The organism is Cellulomonas sp. P4_D11, from assembly GCF_056401915.1.
This window is the reverse complement of sequence record NZ_JBFUIK010000053.1, coordinates 1-16,211: the sequence shown is the minus strand read 5'-3', so window position 1 is coordinate 16,211 and position 16,211 is coordinate 1. Positions and strand designations below refer to the sequence as shown.

Genomic DNA, 16,211 nt, shown 5'->3' with positions numbered 1-16,211 from the left:
GACGGCGGGAGGAGTGACGACGGCGGCCGGCGGCGGGCGCAGGGCGACGGCCCGGGCGGCGGCCTCCTCGCGTTCCCGGCGCTGCTGGTCGAGGAAGTCCTGACGCTCGCGCTCGACGGCGGCGCTGGTCTGGCGGGCCGCGGCGAGCGACTCGATGAGGGAGTCGCGCTCGGCGGCGGCGGCGGCCTGCGCGGTGACGGCGTCGGACTGCGCCTGCTCGGCCGCGGCGAGGGCGTCGGCGGACGCGGCCTTGGCGGCCTTGGCCTCGGCGGCGTCGTCGGCGGCGCGGGCCGCGAGCGTGGTCGCGACGAGCTGCGTGGCGCGGTACTGCTGGACAGCCTGGTCGGCCTTGCCGCTGATGCGGTCGAGGGCGGTGGAGCGGCGGGCGACGTCCTGGAACCCGTCGGCCGACAGCAGGGCCTGCAGGAGGTCGTTGGAGCCGCCGGAGCGGGCGACCTCGCGGGCGATGGCGACGAGCTGGCGGCGGGCGTCCTCGGCAGAGGCGTCGGCGGCCTTCGAGCGGGCGACCGAGTCGTCCCAGGCCTGCTGGGCGGCGTCGGCGTCGGACAGCGCCTGCGTGTAGGCCTCGCCCGCCTGCGCCACCTTGAGGTCCGCGGCGTCGGTCTGGGCGCTCAGCTGCGCGAGCCGGACCTCCATCGAGGCGACCGAGCGCTCGGCGCTCTTGACCGCACCCTTGGCCTGGTCGACGTCCTGCTGCGAGGGGGGCGTGGGGTCAGCCAGGGCGCTCGACGCACCGGCGGCGAGCAGGGTGGCGACGAGCGCGCCGGCAACCAGGCCCCGAGAGGCCCTGCGCTTGGTCCCGCTCCAGCTCACTGTGAACGTCCTCCCCGACGTCGATGCACGGCCTCCGGCGGCCGTCCTCGAAGGACGCTACCTGCGGAAACCTCAGAAGAGAACATCTGTCACACCAGTCCCACGAGTCACACGCGTGTGCTTTGGGACGAACCCGACACGTTGGGCGTCGAATCACCCGTTCGCCGATACATCGGCACGGCAGGTCCCGGAGTCGAGGCTTGCGCCCGACGAGCGGAAAGACCGTGATCCCACATGACGAGACAGTCGTATCGCCGGCCGGACGGGTCGACCTACTCTCAGCACATGTCCCGCCGAATGTGTCGCTGACCCAGCGCACGCTCGGCTGTGCCCGCGGGCAGGTCGCCGTCCAGTCCTGACGGCCCTGTGACCCGCCCGAGCCATGGCTCGACCCGTGCGCCCTCGCCCCCCTTCCGCGGGACGGTCGTCGGCTGCCCGAGACGCCCCGCGGATCCTGACCCCCGTCCAGACCGCTGAGGAGCACGACCATGAGCAACGAGAGCTGGAGCTTCGAGACCCGCCAGATCCACGCCGGCCAGGAGCCCGACCCCACCACCGGCGCCCGCGCGCTGCCGATCTACCAGACGACGTCGTTCGTCTTCCCGGACGCCGCCACGGCCGCCAAGCGCTTCGCGCTCGCCGAGCTTGGCCCGATCTACACGCGCATCGGCAACCCCACGCAGGAGGTCGTCGAGAACCGCATCGCCAGCCTCGAGGGCGGCGTCGGCGCCCTGCTCGTCGCGTCCGGCCAGGCCGCCGAGACGCTGTCGATCCTCAACATCGCGGAGGCGGGCGACCACATCGTCGCCAGCCCGTCGCTCTACGGCGGCACGTACAACCTGCTGCACTACACGCTGCCCAAGCTGGGCATCGAGACCACGTTCGTCACCGACCCGCACGACGCGCAGTCGTGGAAGGACGCGGTCCGGCCGAACACCAAGCTGTTCTTCGCGGAGACGATCCCCAACCCGAAGTCCGACATCCTCGACATCGAGCTCGTCGCCGGCGTCGCGCACGAGTCAGGCGTCCCCCTCATCGTCGACAACACGGTGGCCACGCCGTACCTGATCAACCCGCTGCAGTGGGGCGCGGACATCGTGGTGCACTCGGCGACGAAGTACCTGGGCGGCCACGGCTCGGCCATCGGCGGCGTGATCGTCGACGGCGGCACGTTCGACTTCGCGCAGCACCCGGAGCGGTTCCCCAACTACAACACCCCCGACCCGTCGTACAACGGGCTGGTGTTCGCGCGGGACCTCGGCGTCGGCGGGATCTTCGGCGTCAACCTGTCCTTCATCCTCAAGGCGCGCGTGCAGCTACTGCGGGACATCGGCCCGGCGATCTCCCCGTTCAACGCGTTCCTCATCGCGCAGGGCATCGAGACGCTGTCGCTGCGGGTCGAGCGGCACGTCGAGAACGCGGCCAAGGTCGCCGCGTGGCTGGAGGCCCGCGACGACGTGCTGCGGGTGCACTACGCCGGCCTGGAGTCGAGCCCGTGGCACGCCGCCCAGCTGAAGTACGCGCCGCGCGGCGCGGGGGCGGTGCTCGCGTTCGAGCTCGACGGCGGCACCGAGGCCGGTCAGGCGTTCGTCTCCGCGCTCGAGCTGCACTCGAACGTCGCGAACATCGGCGACGTCCGCTCGCTGGTCATCCACCCGGCGTCGACCACCCACAGCCAGCTGACCCCCGAGGAGCAGGCGCTGTCCGGCGTCACGCCCGGCCTGGTCCGCCTGGCGGTGGGCATCGAGCACATCGATGACATCCTGGCCGACCTGGACGCCGGTTTCCGCGCCGCGAAGGGTGCCTGACCGCGCATGAGTACGACGCCGCCGGGACCGTCGGATCGCAGCACGCGCGCCGACGGTCCGGCGGCGCGCCCCGAAGGGAAGTACGTGCCCGACCTCCAGCTCTCTCCCGCCCGCCCGCGCACGCTGGCCACCCGCGCGCCCGAGACCGGTCGCCCGCCGGTGCCGGCGAGCGCCGCGTGGCGCGACGGCGACCCCGTGGGCCGGCGGCAGTTCGCCGACCTCGGGCCGCTGAAGCTCGAGTCGGGCGGGCGGCTGCCGGCGGTGCGGCTCGCCTACGAGACGTGGGGCGAGCTCAACGAGGACGGCTCCAACGCGGTCCTCGTCCTGCACGCGCTGACCGGCGACTCGCACGTCACCGGCGACGCCGGCGAGGGGCACCCGACCGCGGGCTGGTGGCAGTCGATGGTGGGGCCGGGCGCGCCGATCGACACCGACCGCTGGTTCGTCGTCGCACCCAACGTCCTCGGCGGCTGCCAGGGCTCGACGGGCCCGTCGTCCCCCAGCCCCGACGGCCGTGCCTGGGGCGGCCGGTTCCCGCTGCTGACCGTCCGCGACCAGGTCGCCGCGGAGATCCGGCTCGCCGACCTGCTGGGCATCGACTCGTGGTCCCTGGTGATCGGCGCGTCGCTGGGCGGGCTGCGGGTGCTCGAGTGGGCCGCGAGCGCGCCGGAGCGGGTCGAGGCCATCGCCGCCATCGCGACCGCTGCGCAGACGTCGGGCGACCAGATCGCCGGCTTCCACACCCAGCTGGCCGCGGTGCGCGCGGACCCGCACTACCGGGACGGCGACTACTACGACGCCCCCGACGGCGAGGGACCGCACGTCGGCCTCGGCCTGGCCCGGCAGATCGCGCACCAGACGTACCGCAGCCCGCTCGAGCTCGACACGCGGTTCGGCCGCATCCCGCAGGGCGGCGAGGAGCCGCTGGAGGGCGGCCGGTTCGCGGTGCAGTCCTACCTCGACCACCACGGCGACAAGCTCGCCCGCCGGTTCGACGCCAACACCTACGTGATCCTGACGCGCACGATGATCACGCACGACCTCGGCCGCGACCGCGGCGGCGTCGCGGAGGCCCTCGGGTCGATCACCGCCCGCGCGCTCGTGGTGGCGGTCGACTCGGACCGGCTGTTCCCGCCCGCGCAGTCCGAGCGCATCGCCGCCGGGATCCCGGGCGCCGCGCTGCACACGATCCACTCGGACTACGGCCACGACGGCTTCCTCATCGAGGAGGACCTGGTGGGCGCCTACGTCCGCGAGTTCCTGGAGCAGAGCGCCCGGCGGTAGCCCCGTACGGCACGATGGGCGCCATGCCCTCCGGAGACCTCGCCGACGCCCGCACCGCCCTGCACACGCAGTGGGACCTGCTGCGCGGGTGGGTCGAGGCCGTGGTCGACGACGACGTCGCGGACGACCCCTCGGTGCTCGACGGCTGGACCGTGGCGGAGCTGGTCGCGCACCTGGGCCGTGCCATGGAGGCGCTGGCCGTGTGCGTGCCGCTGCCCGACGGCACGGTGCCGCTGTCGCTCGGCGAGTACGTCGGCACGTACGCGGGGCGCGCCGCGGACATCGCGGAGACCACCCGGAACCTGGCCGTCGACATCGCGCACGACCCGCTCGCCGAGGTCGACGCGCGGGCGCGGGCGGCGCTCGACCGGCTCGACGAGCTGGGGCCTGACGACCGGGTGGTGCAGGCGCGCCGCGGGCCGGTCCTGCTCAGCACCATGGCGGTGTCGCGGGTGCTCGAGCTCGTGGTGCACGCCGACGACCTCGCCCGCTCGGTGCCGACCGCGACGGACCCGGTCGACCCGGGCGCTCTGCAGCTCGTCGCGGACGCGCTGCTGGAGATCGTCGTCGCACGCGGCGGCTGGAGCCTCGAGGTCGCCGACGCCCGCACGTGGATGCGCCTGGCTGCGGGCCGGCAGCCGTACGACGTCGACGTGCTGGCTGTGGCGCTGCACCCGCGCTACACGTCCGACGCGGTCCCGGACCTCGGCCGGATGCTGCCGCTGCTGTGACGGCTCACCAGAACCGCGGCTGACCCGGGACGGACTCGAGGTCGGACAGCAGCAGCTCGCGGTCGTCGTCCTCGGCGATCTCGTCGGCGGCGGCCAGCGCCTGCTCGGTCCAGGACCGGGCCTGCTCGGCGTCGCCGGCGACGGCGTGGGCGCGGGCCAGGGACTCGTACGCGTACGCCAGGTCCCAGTCGCCGATGCCGTGCTCCCGGCAGATCTCGAGCCCGCGGCGCGCGTGGTGCAGTGCGGGTTCGGCGCGGCCCAGGACGGAGTACACCCGCGAGACCTGCCACTCGCCGCGGCTCCGGTTCACCGGCGCCCCCACCTGCCCCCAGTGGTACCGCGACGCGTGCGCCATGTGGATCATCCGGTCGTCGTCGTCGGCCGTGCGGTACTCGTTCTCCAGCAGCCGCCAGACCCCGTTGAACAGGTCGACGGCGAGCTGGCGCTCGTCCTGCGTGGTGGCCGGGGTGGTGTCCTGCGCGGTCATGGGTGCTCCGTCCTCGAGAAGGTGGTCGGTCCGGTGGATCTCGCCCCGGACCCGGTCCAGGCGGGCCTGCAGCCGACGCCGGTGCGCGGCCAGCACCTGCGGCACGACGGACTCGTCGGCCAGGCAGGCGCGGACCTGCTCCAGCGGCACGTCGACCGAGCGGAGCACCTGCACCAGGCGCGCGGCGTCGACCTGGTCGGCGCCGTACAGCCGGTACCCGGTGGCCGCGTCCACCGTGGCGGGCGCGAGCAGCCCGATCCGGTCGTAGTGCCGCAGCGCCTTGGCGGTCAGCCCGGCCCGCCGGGCCAGCTGACCGACCGTGAGCAGGCCGTCGTCCATGTCCGTGAACCTAGGACCTTCCCGCGGGGGAACCTCAAACCTCGACCACGGTGAGCAGCTGGCGGCTCACCAGGCCGACCGTCCGCGCGAGCGTGTCCCGCGCCGCGGAGGCGAGGAACGGGACGTCCCTCAGGTGCCACAGCGTCAGCGCCGAGACCCACGCGGCGTCGCGCGCCTTGTCGATCGAGAAGTTCGAGACCAGGTCCGCGAGGGGCGACGCGCCGGCGCCGAGCCGGACGACCTCGTCGTCGAGGAACGACCGGCGGATCGGCCGGACCACCTGCGCCAGGACCGCGTTCACCTTCTCGAAGTCGGCGTGCACCGAGCCCGACTCCGGCGTGGTGCGACGCGCCCGGCAGGTGTCGACGACGGCGAGCGCGAGGTCGTGGTTGATGTGCGCGTTCATGCCGGCGAGCGCGAACTGGATCGGCAGGACGCCCCGCGTCGTCCGGCGCTCGACCAGCGGCTGCCACGCCCTCGACACCCGCCGCTGCGCCGCGACATCCCGGGGCACGTCGAGGAACAGCCCCGCGAAGCGCACGTCGAGGTCCTCGACGAAGTCGTCGTCGGCGAACGTGCGGTCGGTGATCCTCGTCGCGACGAGGGCCGTGACCTGCCGGTACACGTCGAGGAAGACCCCGAGGCCGTCGTGCGGGGGCCAGCCCGCGCGCAGCGATCCATCTCGGCGACGACGTTCTCGACGGCTGCGCTGCCCACGGCCCTCAGCATCACATCACTCGCGCCCGACGGATACGTTGGGCCCGTGATCGCCGCCTACGCCGCCCGGTTCTCGCCCGACGACCCCGCGAGCGGTCTCGAGGTCGGCGAACGGCCGGCGCCGGAGGCGCGCGACAACTGGTCGGTGGTCGACGTCCGCGCCGCCGCGCTCAACCACCACGACGTCTGGACGCTGCGCGGGGTCGGCATCCGCGCCGAGCAGCTGCCCATGATCCTGGGCACCGATGCCGCCGGCATCACGCCGGACGGGCGTGAGGTCGTCGTGCACGGCGTCGTCGGCGGGCCGTCCGGGCACGGCGTGGGTCCCGACGAGCCGCGCAGCCTGCTCTCGGAGCGCTACCCCGGCACGCTGGCCGAGCAGGTGGCGGTGCCCACGTGGAACCTGGTCGACAAGCCGGAGTCGTTGTCGTTCGTCGAGGCGGCGTGCCTGCCGACCGCCTGGCTGACCGCCTACCGGATGCTCTTCCGGTCGGGCGGCGCGACGCCCGGTCAGCGCGTGCTCGTGCAGGGCGCGGGCGGCGGGCTGGCCACGGCGGCGATCCTGCTCGGTTCGGCCGCCGGGCTCGAGGTCGTCGTCACCAGCCGCTCGCCGGAACGGCGTGCGCAGGCCCTGTCGCTCGGGGCCGCCGCGGCCGTCGAGACCGGTGCACGCGTGCCCCGCGTCGACGTCGTGCTCGAGAGCGTCGGGAAGGCCACGTGGTCGCACTCCGTCCGCTCGGTGCGGCCCGGCGGGACGATCGTCGTCGCGGGAGCCACCAGCGGCGACGCCGAGCCGGCCGAGCTCACGCGGATCTTCTTCCAGGAGATCAGCGTGGTGGGTACGACGATGGGCACGCGCGACGACCTGCAGCACCTGCTGGCGTTCCTGGCGCGCACGGGCGTGCGCCCGCTGGTCGACTCGACGTTCGCCCTCGCCGACGCCCGCGACGCCGTGCGACGCCTGGCGGGCGGGGACCAGTTCGGCAAGATCGTGCTCGAGCCTTGACCGGCGACGAGTGGGTGGAGGACGTCCTCGGGCCCGACTACCGCGTCCTGACGCTCGCGCTGCGGCCCGACGACGAGGGCGACGTGGTCGCGAGCCTGGTCCGCTACGCCCCGCCGTCGCCCGAGCCCCTGCGCCCGTCCCGCGCGATCCTCTACGTCCACGGCTGGTCGGACTACTTCTTCCAGACCGGGCTTGCGGAGTACTGGCACGCCCGCGGAGCGGCGTTCTACGCCCTCGACCTGCGCAAGTACGGTCGCAGCCTGCGCCCCGGGCAGACCCCCGGCTACACCGACGACCTCGAGGTGTACGACGAGGAGATCGAGGCCTCGCTCGACGTCGTCCGCGGCGACCTGGGCCTGCGCGCCCGCGTCATGGTGATGGGCCACTCGACCGGCGGGCTGGTCGCCGCGCTGTGGGCCAACCGCCACCCCGGCGAGCTCAGCGGGCTCGTGCTGAACAGCCCCTGGCTCGAGCTGCAGGGGTCGTCCGTGCTGCGGCACATCAGCGCCCCGGCGGTCGCGCGCATCGCCCGGTTCCAGCCCAAGGCACCGCTGCCCAACATCGACCCCGGCTACTACTCGCGCACCCTGAGCAGCGCGAGCGGCGGCGAGTGGACCTACGACACCCGGTGGCGGCCGACGCCGTCGTTCCCCGTCCGGGCCGGCTGGCTGCAGGCGATCATGGCCGGGCACGGGCGCGTGGCCCGCGGGCTGTCCGTCGAGCAGCCGATCCTCATGTGCGCCTCCAGCCGGACCGTCATCAGCCCCCGGTGGAGCGAGGACATGCGGCACGCCGACGTGGTGCTCGACGTCGAGCTCCTGGCGCGCCGGGCCGTGCAGCTGGGCACGCACGTCACGGTCGTGAGGATCCACGGGGGCCTGCACGACCTCACCTTGTCGCCGCCGCCGGTGAGAGCCCGGTTCTATGCGGAGATCGACCGCTGGGCCGCCGCCTACGGCTGGGGCTGACCCGCCGAGCTCAGGGCCGCAGGACGCCCGTGGCCTCGGCCAGCGTCGGGCCGCCCTCGCCCAGCCGCCAGGCGCGCCAGCCGTCGACCGGGTTCTCCGCGGCCACGGCGGCCGACGCCGCGTCGTCCGGGTCGGCGAACAGCTCGCCCGACGGGAGCTCGAGCAGGCCGTCGGTGCGCAGCATCGCGACCAGCCGCTGCCCGCGGCGCGCGCGGACCCACACCAGCGTCGTGATCGCCCGGCGGCTCTTCGCGAGCGTCGCCAGCTCGGGCAGGGCCGCCAGGTCGCCGTCGGGGCGCTCCGGAGGGATCGGGGCGATCGCCTCGGTGGTCTGCGGAGGCGCGGGCGGCACCGCGGGCATGGCCGCCGGGGGCGTCGGGAAGCTGGACGAGACCGGCAGCGGCGCCGAGGGCGGGACGAAGGGGCGGGGGTCGGTGACCGCGTCGGGGTCGCGCGGCGGGGTCCGCGGCACCACCTGGTCGGCGCCGAACCGCAGGCCGACCACCGGGGTCAGGGTGGTCGGCGCCTCGTGGATGCTCGACGTGCTCTGCGGCTTGTCCCCGTCCACGGGCTCGGGCGCGCGCAGCGGCGTCGGGGCCGGCGGGTCGGGCGTCGCGGGCGGCGGAGTGACCGCGCGGAGCTCGCCCGACGCCGGCTTGCGGGCGGGAGTGCCGAGGGTGACGCGGGGCTCGTAGGGCGCGCTCGGGGTCGTGCTGGTCGCGAAGCCCTCGCTCGAGCGGACCAGCCGCAGGGCGGTCGGCTCCACGGACCGGCGCGCGCCCTCGTGCGTGGCCAACGGGGAGACGTCCAGCAGGCGACGGTCGTCGACGCCGCGCACGACGCCGACCTGCAGCACGTCGACGTGCCGCCCGGGTCCGCGCAGGAAGCCCAGGGTGTCACCGGCCTCGGCCGCCACCTCGGAGCACAGGAGCACGAGCCGGACACCCTCGCGCCGGTTGGTCTGGGTGCCGAACGCCGCCTGCTCGCGGAACGCTGCGAAGTCGACCGCGAAGCGGCTGGGGTCCGGGTGGTACGCCCGCGCCAGGTCGGTCGTCGTCATGCGGGACGCCGCGCCGGCGTGCCGCAGGGCCGCGATGACCGCGTCGTCGTCGACCACCTGGACCACGTCGATGACCACCGAGCGGCCGGTCGCGTCCAGCGCGAGCAGCTCGGGCAGGTCCGCGTGGTCCGGCGCACCGGTGCGGGAGCGGACCGCGAAGAGGGGTTCGCCCGCGATGGCGGCGAGGTGGTGGGTGAGCAGTGACGCGCACTCCTGCGCGAACGATCCGGTCAGCGGCTGCATCGGCTGGACGAGGCGTGGTCGGCCCTCGTCGAGCTCGAAGATCGGCATCTGTCCTGGCCTTCCGCGGTCCCGTCGTGCGCCCCGCGCGCCCCGGCCGGCGCGCTCGCGACCACACTGTCCCACAGCGCGCAGAGCCCGTCAGCCCGTCCGCCCGACGTGCCCGCAGGAGATCGGTCACATCACCCGGATGGTCCGAATCCCGACCGCCCGGAACGCCGGATCGGTCGGGTTCGTCACTCGTTCGTGAGCGCCGCCTCGACCCGCTCGACCTTGCCCGTGAGCTCCCCGTCGTGCCCGGGCCGGATGTCGGCCTTGAGCACGAGGCTGACGCGGTTGCCGTGCCGCCCGACCGCCTCGGTGGCCCGCTTGACCACGTCCATCACCTCGTCCCACTCGCCCTCGAGCGTGGTGAACATGGAGTCCGTGCGGTTGGGCAGCCCGGACTCGCGGACGATGCGCACGGCATCGGCGACGGCGGCGGTCACGGACTCGCCCGCACCGAGCGGGGCGACGGAGAAGGCGACGAGCATGCGGCCCAGCCTGGTGCGCGCAGGCCGACGTGTCCATTCCGGCCCCGCGGCGCCTCGCCGCGCCGTACCGTCGGCGTCCTCGACGTCGAGCGGAGGTGGCGCATGGTCCGACGCCTGCTGGGCGCGGCAGTGCTGTGTGCGCTCGTCGCCACCGCGTGCACGGGACCGTCGGGACCGCCGCCGACTCCCCGGCCGTCGCCCGGGTGGGCTGCGCACGCGTCGGACGACTACACCTACGGGCTGACGTCCTCCTGCGGTGAGCGCAACGGGATCGGCCGGTTCACCGTCACCGTCGTCGACGGCGAGATCGCGCAGATCGTCGGCACGGACGCGACCGGCGTGATGGCGGTCGAGGCCACGCCGGACCTGGCGACGATCACGCCGACGATCGACGAGCTGCTCGACCGGATCGAGGCGGCGGGGACAGGGGCGAAGGACGTCACGTACGACGCGGTGACCGGAGTGCCGACCTGGGTCCTGTTCGACCCCGACGCCCGCTCCACGGACGACGAGTCCTGCTACGGGGTGGTGGGCTACACACCGACCTCGTGACGCGCGGCTACCGCGAGCCCCGCAGGCGGAGGAGCGCGCAGACAGCGAACACGGCCGCCCCGGCGGACAGGATCCAGGCGCCCGCGAGCCCGACCATCGGTCCGGTGGTGCACGAGCTCTCGAGGCCCGTGCCCGGTGCCGCGTCCGAGCAGGAGCCCGTCGTGAGTCCGAAGGCGCACAGGACGACGACCGCGGGCACGAGGACGGCGGCGACGAGCCACCATGCGCTACCTCGCGTCCGACCGGCCATGGCGGGGACGCTACCTCCGCCGAGGGCCCGTCGCGCCGAGAACGGTCTGCCGCAGGTCGCCGTCGGCCCGCCTCAGACCGTCGGAGCCCGGACCGGCAGGTGCGCCGCGAGCAGCTCGGCCAGGTGGATCCCCTGGACGCCCGCGAGCTGGTCGGCCTGGGTCCGGCAGGAGAACCCGTCGGCCAGGAAGACGTCGCCGGGGGCGGCGTCGCGCAGGGCCGGGAGCAGCGCGTTCTCGGCGACGGCGACCGAGACGTCGTAGTGCCCCTTCTCCATGCCGAAGTTCCCCGCCAGCCCGCAGCAGCCGGCGAGCGCCGAGAACTGCGCGCCCGCCTCGGTGAGCAGGCGCCGGTCCGCGGTCCACGTCATCACCGAGTGGTGGTGGCAGTGCGGCTGCACGACGGCCGTGACGTCCGACAGGTCGGGGGCCTGCCAGCGGTCCCCGGGGCCGATCGGCGCCGGCGCCGTGAGCAGCTCCGCGAGCGTGCGGGTCTCGCGCGCCACCGCGACCGCGCGGGCGTCGTCGGGGAGCAGGTCCAGGAGGTCGGAGCGGAGCACCGCCGTGCAGGACGGCTCCAGCCCGACGATCGGGATGCCGTTGACCGCGAACGGCCCGAGCACGCCGAGCAGGTGCGTCAGCTGCTTCTTCGCGCCGTCGAGCTGGCCGGTGCTGATCCAGGTGAGCCCGCAGCACGCGTTGTCCTGCGGCACCAGCACCTCGTAGCCGGCGTCCGTGAGCACCGCGACGGCCGCCTGCGCCACGGACGGCGACAGGGTGTCCGAGAACGAGTCGGTCCAGAGGACGACCCGGGGCCGCTTCCCCGCGGTGCTCCCGGTCCCCTTGCCGGCGCGCCCGAGGAACTGGTGGCCGGGCCGCTCGCTCGGGCGGACGTCGCCGTCGTCGCGGCCGGTCAGGGTCACCGCGTCCCGACCCTCGCCGCGGACCCAGGCGCGGAACGGCTGGCGAGCGAACGTGACCATCTGGCGGCGCGTGTCCATCCCGCCGCCGGCGAGGACCACCTTGGCGACAGGCCGGACGCCCAGGACCGTGTTGGTGAGCGCGGCGAGACCGGGGATCCCGGTGATCAGGCGCGCCCAGCGCGGCAGCCAGCCGAGGGCGTAGTGGGAGGTCGGGCGGACCTTCCCGCGGTATGTACGGTGCAGAACCTCCGACTTGTACTGAGCCATGTCGACGCCCGCGGGGCAGTCCGACGAGCACGCCTTGCAGGACAGGCAGAGGTCGAGCGAGTCGTGCACCTCGGGCGAGCCCCAGCCGCCGGTGACCAGCGTGCCGTTGGCCATCTCCTGCAGCACGCGGGCACGGCCGCGGGTCGAGTCCTTCTCGTCCTTGGTCGCCAGGTACGACGGGCACATGAAGCCGCCCGTCGCGGTGCTGTCGGCCCGGCACTTGCCGACGCCGACGCAGCGGTGCAGGGCGGTCGTGAGGTCACCGGCGTCGTGCGCGAACGAGAACCCGTGGCCGTCGGCCAGCAGCGGGCGGGCCCACGGCCGGCGCAGGTCGGCGTCGAGCGGGCGGGGCCGGACGAGCACGCCGGGGTTGAGCAGGTCGCGCGGGTCGAGCAGGTCCTTGAAGGCGCCGAACAGGTCGATGGCCTTCGACGAGTACATGACCGGGAGCAGCTCGGAGCGCGCGCGGCCGTCGCCGTGCTCGCCCGACAGGGATCCGCCGTGGGTCGCGACGAGGGCCGCGGCGTCGGTCATGAACGCGCGCAACGGGTTGCCGGAGCGCTCGAGCGGGATGTCGAGGCGCAGGTGCACGCAGCCGTCGCCGAAGTGCCCGTAGGCCAGGCCGTCGACGCCGTGCGACGCCATGAGCGCCTCGAGCTCGCGCAGGTACGCGCCCAGCCGAGCCGGGGGAACGGCGGAGTCCTCGAACCCCGGCCACGCCTGCTCCCCCGACGGCGTCCGACCTCCGAGGCCCGCGCCGTCCTCGCGGATCCGCCACATCGCGGCGGCCTCCGGCCCGGGCGGGAAGAGACCGACGGCGCTGGTGCCCGCGTCGGCCGCGAGCGCGCGCGCCCGGTCGAGCGCCTCGTCGAGCGTGTCCCCGCCGACCTCCACCATGAGCCAGCCGCCGCCGGTCGGCAGGGGCGGGACGGCGGCGGCACCACGGACGCGGCGGACCACGTCGACCAGCCGCGAGTCCATGCCCTCGATGGCCAGCGGGGCGTGCGCGAGCAGCGCCGGGACGGCGTCGGCCGCCGTCGGCATGTCCGGGTAGCCGAGCACCACGAGGACGGGGGCCGCGGCGATCGGCACCAGCCGGACCGTCGCGCCGAGGAGCGTGCCGACCGTCCCCTCCGTGCCGACCAGCGCCTTGGCCAGGTCGGTGCCCTTCTCGGGCAGCAGGTGCTCGAGCGAGTAGCCGGAGACCTGCCTGCCGAAGCGGCCCAGCTCGGTCCGGAGGATGTCGAGGTTGCCGCGGACGAGGGCGTCGAGACCCGGCACGACGTCGAGCGCGCCCGCACCCGACCGGGCCTCGAACCGGCGACCGGTCCCGTCGACGACCTCGAGCGCGAGCACGTTGTCGGCGGTGCGCCCGTAGGCCACCGCGCGCGGGCCGCAGGCGTTGTTGCCGATCATCCCGCCGAGCGTCGCGCGCGCCTGGGTGCTGGGGTCCGGGCCGAACCGCAGCCCGTGCGGGGCGGCGGCCTTCTGCAGGCTCGCCATGACGACGCCCGGCTCGATGCGCGCCGTCCGGGCTGCCGGGTCGAGGTCGAGGATCCGGTTGACGTGCCTCGAGAAGTCGAGCACCACGCCCGTGCCCACCGCGTTGCCGGCCACCGACGTGCCGCCGCCGCGCGCGGTCAGCGGGACGCCGAGCTCCCGGGTCACCGCGAGCGCGGCGAGCACGTCGTCGGTGTCCCGCGGGAACGCCACGACCTGCGGGACCACCCGGTAGTTCGACGCGTCGGTCGAGTACTCGGCCCGTCGCCGCGTGCTGTCGTCGACCGCCCCGCGCAGCGCGGAGCGCAGCGCCCGCACGACGTCGGCGCTGCTCACGTCCCCTGCCACGGTCTCGGTCACGGCCACCACGGGGGCAGTCTCCCATCGGCGACCCGCTCCCCCGCACACGTCACCGAGGCGTGGTCACGCCCCCCACCGGACGTCTGAGGACGTGAGCGCCAGGTTGCGCGGGGAGCGGCGCCGGCTCCTGGGTTACGCCAGGGAGGCGGTGAGCGTGATGTCCGTGCCCGTCAGCGCCTTGCTCACCGGGCACGTGGCCTTGGCCTGCTCGGCGGCGGCCTGGAAGCCGTCGGCGTCGAGACCCTCGACCTCGCCGCGGACGGTCAGCGCGATGCCCGAGATGCGCAGGCCGCCGGCGGGGTCGGGGCGCAGGGTGACGTCGGCGCTGATCTCGAGGGCGACGGGGGTGCCGCCGGCCGCCGCGATGACGCCCGACAGCTGCATGGCGAAGCACGACGAGTGTGCGGCGGCGATGAGCTCCTCGGGGCTCGTCGTCCCGCCGGCCTCGTCGGCGGTCCGCTTGGGGAACGAGACGTCGAACGTCCCGGCGCCGGAGCTGGTGAGCTCGACCTGGCCCGACCCCTCCTGCAGCGTCCCGTTCCAGGCAGTTCGTGCGGTGCGCGTGGCCATGGTGCTCCCTCGGTGTGGATGTGGCGGGCGACGTCCGCCCGCAGCCCCACGCTAGGCAGCGACGCCGCTCACCGCGCGCGCTCGAGGTGCGCGCTGACGATCTGCGACGGCGCCCCGGCCTGCCGCAGCGCCCACGCGGCGCGCGCGTGCAGGGCACGGCGCTGGTCGGGCTCGAGCCCGTTGTAGAGGGCGCCGCGCACCAGGTCGTGGCCGAACACCAGCCGGTCACCGCGCGCCCGGACCACCCCGGCGGCGAGGCCGTGGCGCAGCGTGCGCCAGCAGTCGGCGACGGGGTCGCCGGACAGCGTCGCCAGGTCCGCCATGACGAACGACGTGCCGAGCACGGACGCCTGACCGAGCAGCGCGAGCACGTCGGAGCCCAGGTACTCGACGCGCCGCCGGACCACCTCGTCGAGGGGCGTCAGCCACCGGACCCCCGCGCAGTCGAGGACGCCGTCGACGGAGACGAGGGCGCCCGCCGACCGCGCGGTGCGCACGACGTCGGCGACGAGCCGAGGGTTGCCGCCGGTCGTCGCCAGGGTGCCGCGCAGGGAGGGACCGACGGGGCCCCCGACGAGGCTCTCGGCCAGCTCGATCGTGGCGCGCGTGCTCAGGGGCCGCAGCTCGAGGTACCGCGCGCCCGCCCGCGTCCACGCGGCGACGACGGCCGCGAGCTCGGGCCGGTAGGGCACCGGCCGCATGGTGAGCACGACGAGCGCGCGCGGCACGGCCCCCTCGTGCGCGAGCTGCAGCAGGACCTCGAGCGAGGGGGCGTCGGCCTCGTGCACGTCCTCGAGCACGAGGGCCCACGGCCGGGAGTCGCCCCGCCGCCGCAACAGGGCCGCGAACAGCTCGGCAGCCCGGGCGTGCCGCGGTACCGAGTGCGCAGGGTCGGCGTGCATCGCCTCGAGCAGGTCGGTCAGCTCGGCCTCGACCTGTCCCCGGTCGGCGCTGCGGCCGGGGTGCAGCAGCAGTGCGTCGGAGAGGAGAGCGAACGGCCAGCCGCGCATCGCCGACGCCCGCGCGCTGCGCAGCTCGACGTCCAGCAGCCGGGCGGAGCCGCGGATGGCGTCGACGAGGCTCGTCTTGCCGACGCCCGCCTCGCCCTCGAGGAGCACCGTCACGCCGACGCCCCCGGCCGCGGTCGACAGGAGGTCGTCGAGGTCGTCGAGCTCGGCGGCACGGCCCACCAGGGGCCAGGTCCGCCCCGGCTCGGCCGAGGTGCTCATGCGCCCGATCGTAGGGCCGCGGCGCGATGTCCGGTTCGCCCTGGCGGGCGAAGATCGGAGCGAGGTCAGCCCGCGTACTCCCAGTGCCACGCCTCGGGCTTGCTGCCACCGCGCTCGGCCCAGGAGGGGTGGACCCACTCCAGACCGGGCGCGTTGGCGTCCATCCACCTGTGCTGGGCGGTGCCGAACGTGTCGATGCCGCCGCCGAGGTCGACCGCGATGCCGCTGCCGTGGTTGGACGTGCCGGGCGTCGCGCACAGGTAGCCCTTGGTGCGCTTGCACAGGACCTGTCCTGCGTAGGACCGGTAGGAGTCGTTCACCTCGAGGTCGGCGCCGAACTGCGCCTTGTAGGCGGTGTTGAGGATCTCGAGCTGCTCGGCGGCGTCGCAGCGCAGCCGCACCGAGGCGTCGAAGCTGACGCCGCAGAGGGCCGAGTCGGGGATCTTGCCGTTCGCGTACCCGAGGAGCGACTGCTTCCACGCGACGCGCTGGGCGGCCTGCGCGGCTGCGGCGGCCTCCGCGGCGGCCTGGGCGGCGGCAGCGTCGGCGGCGGCC

The 16,211-nt window shown here is 74.8% G+C and carries 16 protein-coding genes; 6 read left to right on the top strand and 10 right to left on the bottom strand.

The window, feature by feature from the left end; all coding sequences use genetic code 11:
• The coding region (locus tag AC1DT4_RS19315) for a coiled-coil domain-containing protein (RefSeq protein WP_477091379.1) at positions 1-834 on the bottom strand (834 nt) is incomplete at its 3' end.
• A 488-nt stretch (positions 835-1,322) separates the two neighbouring features.
• On the opposite strand from AC1DT4_RS19315, the gene AC1DT4_RS19310 reads away from it, so the two are divergent.
• The 3 genes from AC1DT4_RS19310 to AC1DT4_RS19300 are packed head-to-tail and all read left to right on the top strand — an operon-like array spanning position 1,323 to position 4,657.
• Complete coding sequence (locus AC1DT4_RS19310; RefSeq protein WP_477091378.1) at positions 1,323-2,642, top strand: bifunctional o-acetylhomoserine/o-acetylserine sulfhydrylase; 1,320 nt, start codon at positions 1,323-1,325, stop codon at positions 2,640-2,642.
• 6 nt (positions 2,643-2,648) lie between these two features.
• Positions 2,649-3,926, top strand: coding sequence for a homoserine O-acetyltransferase MetX (gene metX / locus AC1DT4_RS19305; RefSeq protein ID WP_477091377.1), 1,278 nt, complete (start codon positions 2,649-2,651; stop codon positions 3,924-3,926).
• Between the two features lie 23 nt (positions 3,927-3,949).
• Positions 3,950-4,657, top strand: a complete 708-nt coding sequence (locus AC1DT4_RS19300) for a maleylpyruvate isomerase N-terminal domain-containing protein (protein WP_477091376.1) — start codon at positions 3,950-3,952, stop codon at positions 4,655-4,657.
• Between the two features lie 4 nt (positions 4,658-4,661).
• Here the strand turns inward: AC1DT4_RS19300 and AC1DT4_RS19295 are convergent, their stop codons facing one another.
• Together AC1DT4_RS19295 and AC1DT4_RS19290 are read right to left on the bottom strand one after the other, a co-directional pair.
• Positions 4,662-5,483, bottom strand: coding sequence for a MerR family transcriptional regulator (locus AC1DT4_RS19295; protein WP_477091375.1), 822 nt, complete (start codon positions 5,481-5,483; stop codon positions 4,662-4,664).
• A gap of 34 nt (positions 5,484-5,517) precedes the next feature.
• A complete protein-coding gene (locus AC1DT4_RS19290; protein WP_477091380.1) occupies positions 5,518-6,156 on the bottom strand; it encodes a DUF5995 family protein in 639 nt (212 codons plus the stop codon).
• A gap of 90 nt (positions 6,157-6,246) precedes the next feature.
• On the opposite strand from AC1DT4_RS19290, the gene AC1DT4_RS19285 reads away from it, so the two are divergent.
• Both AC1DT4_RS19285 and AC1DT4_RS19280 read left to right on the top strand, forming a co-directional pair.
• Positions 6,247-7,206, top strand: coding sequence for a zinc-binding dehydrogenase (locus AC1DT4_RS19285; protein WP_477091374.1), 960 nt, complete (start codon positions 6,247-6,249; stop codon positions 7,204-7,206).
• On the top strand, positions 7,203-8,174 hold the full coding sequence (locus AC1DT4_RS19280) for an alpha/beta hydrolase (RefSeq protein ID WP_477091373.1): 972 nt from the start codon (positions 7,203-7,205) through the stop codon (positions 8,172-8,174). The genes AC1DT4_RS19285 and AC1DT4_RS19280 overlap by 4 nt, the downstream gene beginning before the upstream one ends.
• A gap of 10 nt (positions 8,175-8,184) precedes the next feature.
• On the opposite strand, the gene AC1DT4_RS19275 is transcribed toward AC1DT4_RS19280, so the two are convergent.
• Both AC1DT4_RS19275 and AC1DT4_RS19270 read right to left on the bottom strand, forming a co-directional pair.
• Positions 8,185-9,525, bottom strand: a complete 1,341-nt coding sequence (locus tag AC1DT4_RS19275) for a hypothetical protein (protein ID WP_477091372.1) — start codon at positions 9,523-9,525, stop codon at positions 8,185-8,187.
• A gap of 185 nt (positions 9,526-9,710) precedes the next feature.
• Entirely contained in the window at positions 9,711-10,007 is a 297-nt protein-coding gene (locus tag AC1DT4_RS19270) for an MTH1187 family thiamine-binding protein (protein WP_477091371.1), read from the bottom strand.
• A gap of 102 nt (positions 10,008-10,109) precedes the next feature.
• On the opposite strand from AC1DT4_RS19270, the gene AC1DT4_RS19265 reads away from it, so the two are divergent.
• A complete protein-coding gene (locus AC1DT4_RS19265; protein WP_477091370.1) occupies positions 10,110-10,559 on the top strand; it encodes a DUF6174 domain-containing protein in 450 nt (149 codons plus the stop codon).
• Positions 10,560-10,566: 7 nt separating this feature from the next.
• Here AC1DT4_RS19265 and AC1DT4_RS19260 read toward each other — a convergent pair whose 3' ends face one another.
• From AC1DT4_RS19260 to AC1DT4_RS19240, 5 genes are all read right to left on the bottom strand, one after another.
• Positions 10,567-10,809 (bottom strand): hypothetical protein, encoded by a 243-nt coding sequence (locus tag AC1DT4_RS19260; protein ID WP_477091369.1) that lies wholly within the window; start codon positions 10,807-10,809, stop codon positions 10,567-10,569.
• Between the two features lie 72 nt (positions 10,810-10,881).
• Entirely contained in the window at positions 10,882-13,866 is a 2,985-nt protein-coding gene (locus AC1DT4_RS19255) for an FAD-binding and (Fe-S)-binding domain-containing protein (RefSeq protein WP_477091368.1), read from the bottom strand.
• A 123-nt stretch (positions 13,867-13,989) separates the two neighbouring features.
• The gene (locus AC1DT4_RS19250; protein ID WP_477091367.1) at positions 13,990-14,427 is read right to left on the bottom strand and encodes an OsmC family peroxiredoxin; all 438 of its coding nucleotides are present in this window, start codon (positions 14,425-14,427) and stop codon (positions 13,990-13,992) included.
• A 68-nt stretch (positions 14,428-14,495) separates the two neighbouring features.
• The gene (locus tag AC1DT4_RS19245; RefSeq protein WP_477091366.1) at positions 14,496-15,656 is read right to left on the bottom strand and encodes an AAA family ATPase; all 1,161 of its coding nucleotides are present in this window, start codon (positions 15,654-15,656) and stop codon (positions 14,496-14,498) included.
• Positions 15,657-15,721: 65 nt separating this feature from the next.
• Positions 15,722-16,211 (bottom strand): M15 family metallopeptidase (locus AC1DT4_RS19240; protein WP_477091365.1); only part of this gene is annotated, 490 nt, incomplete at its 5' end.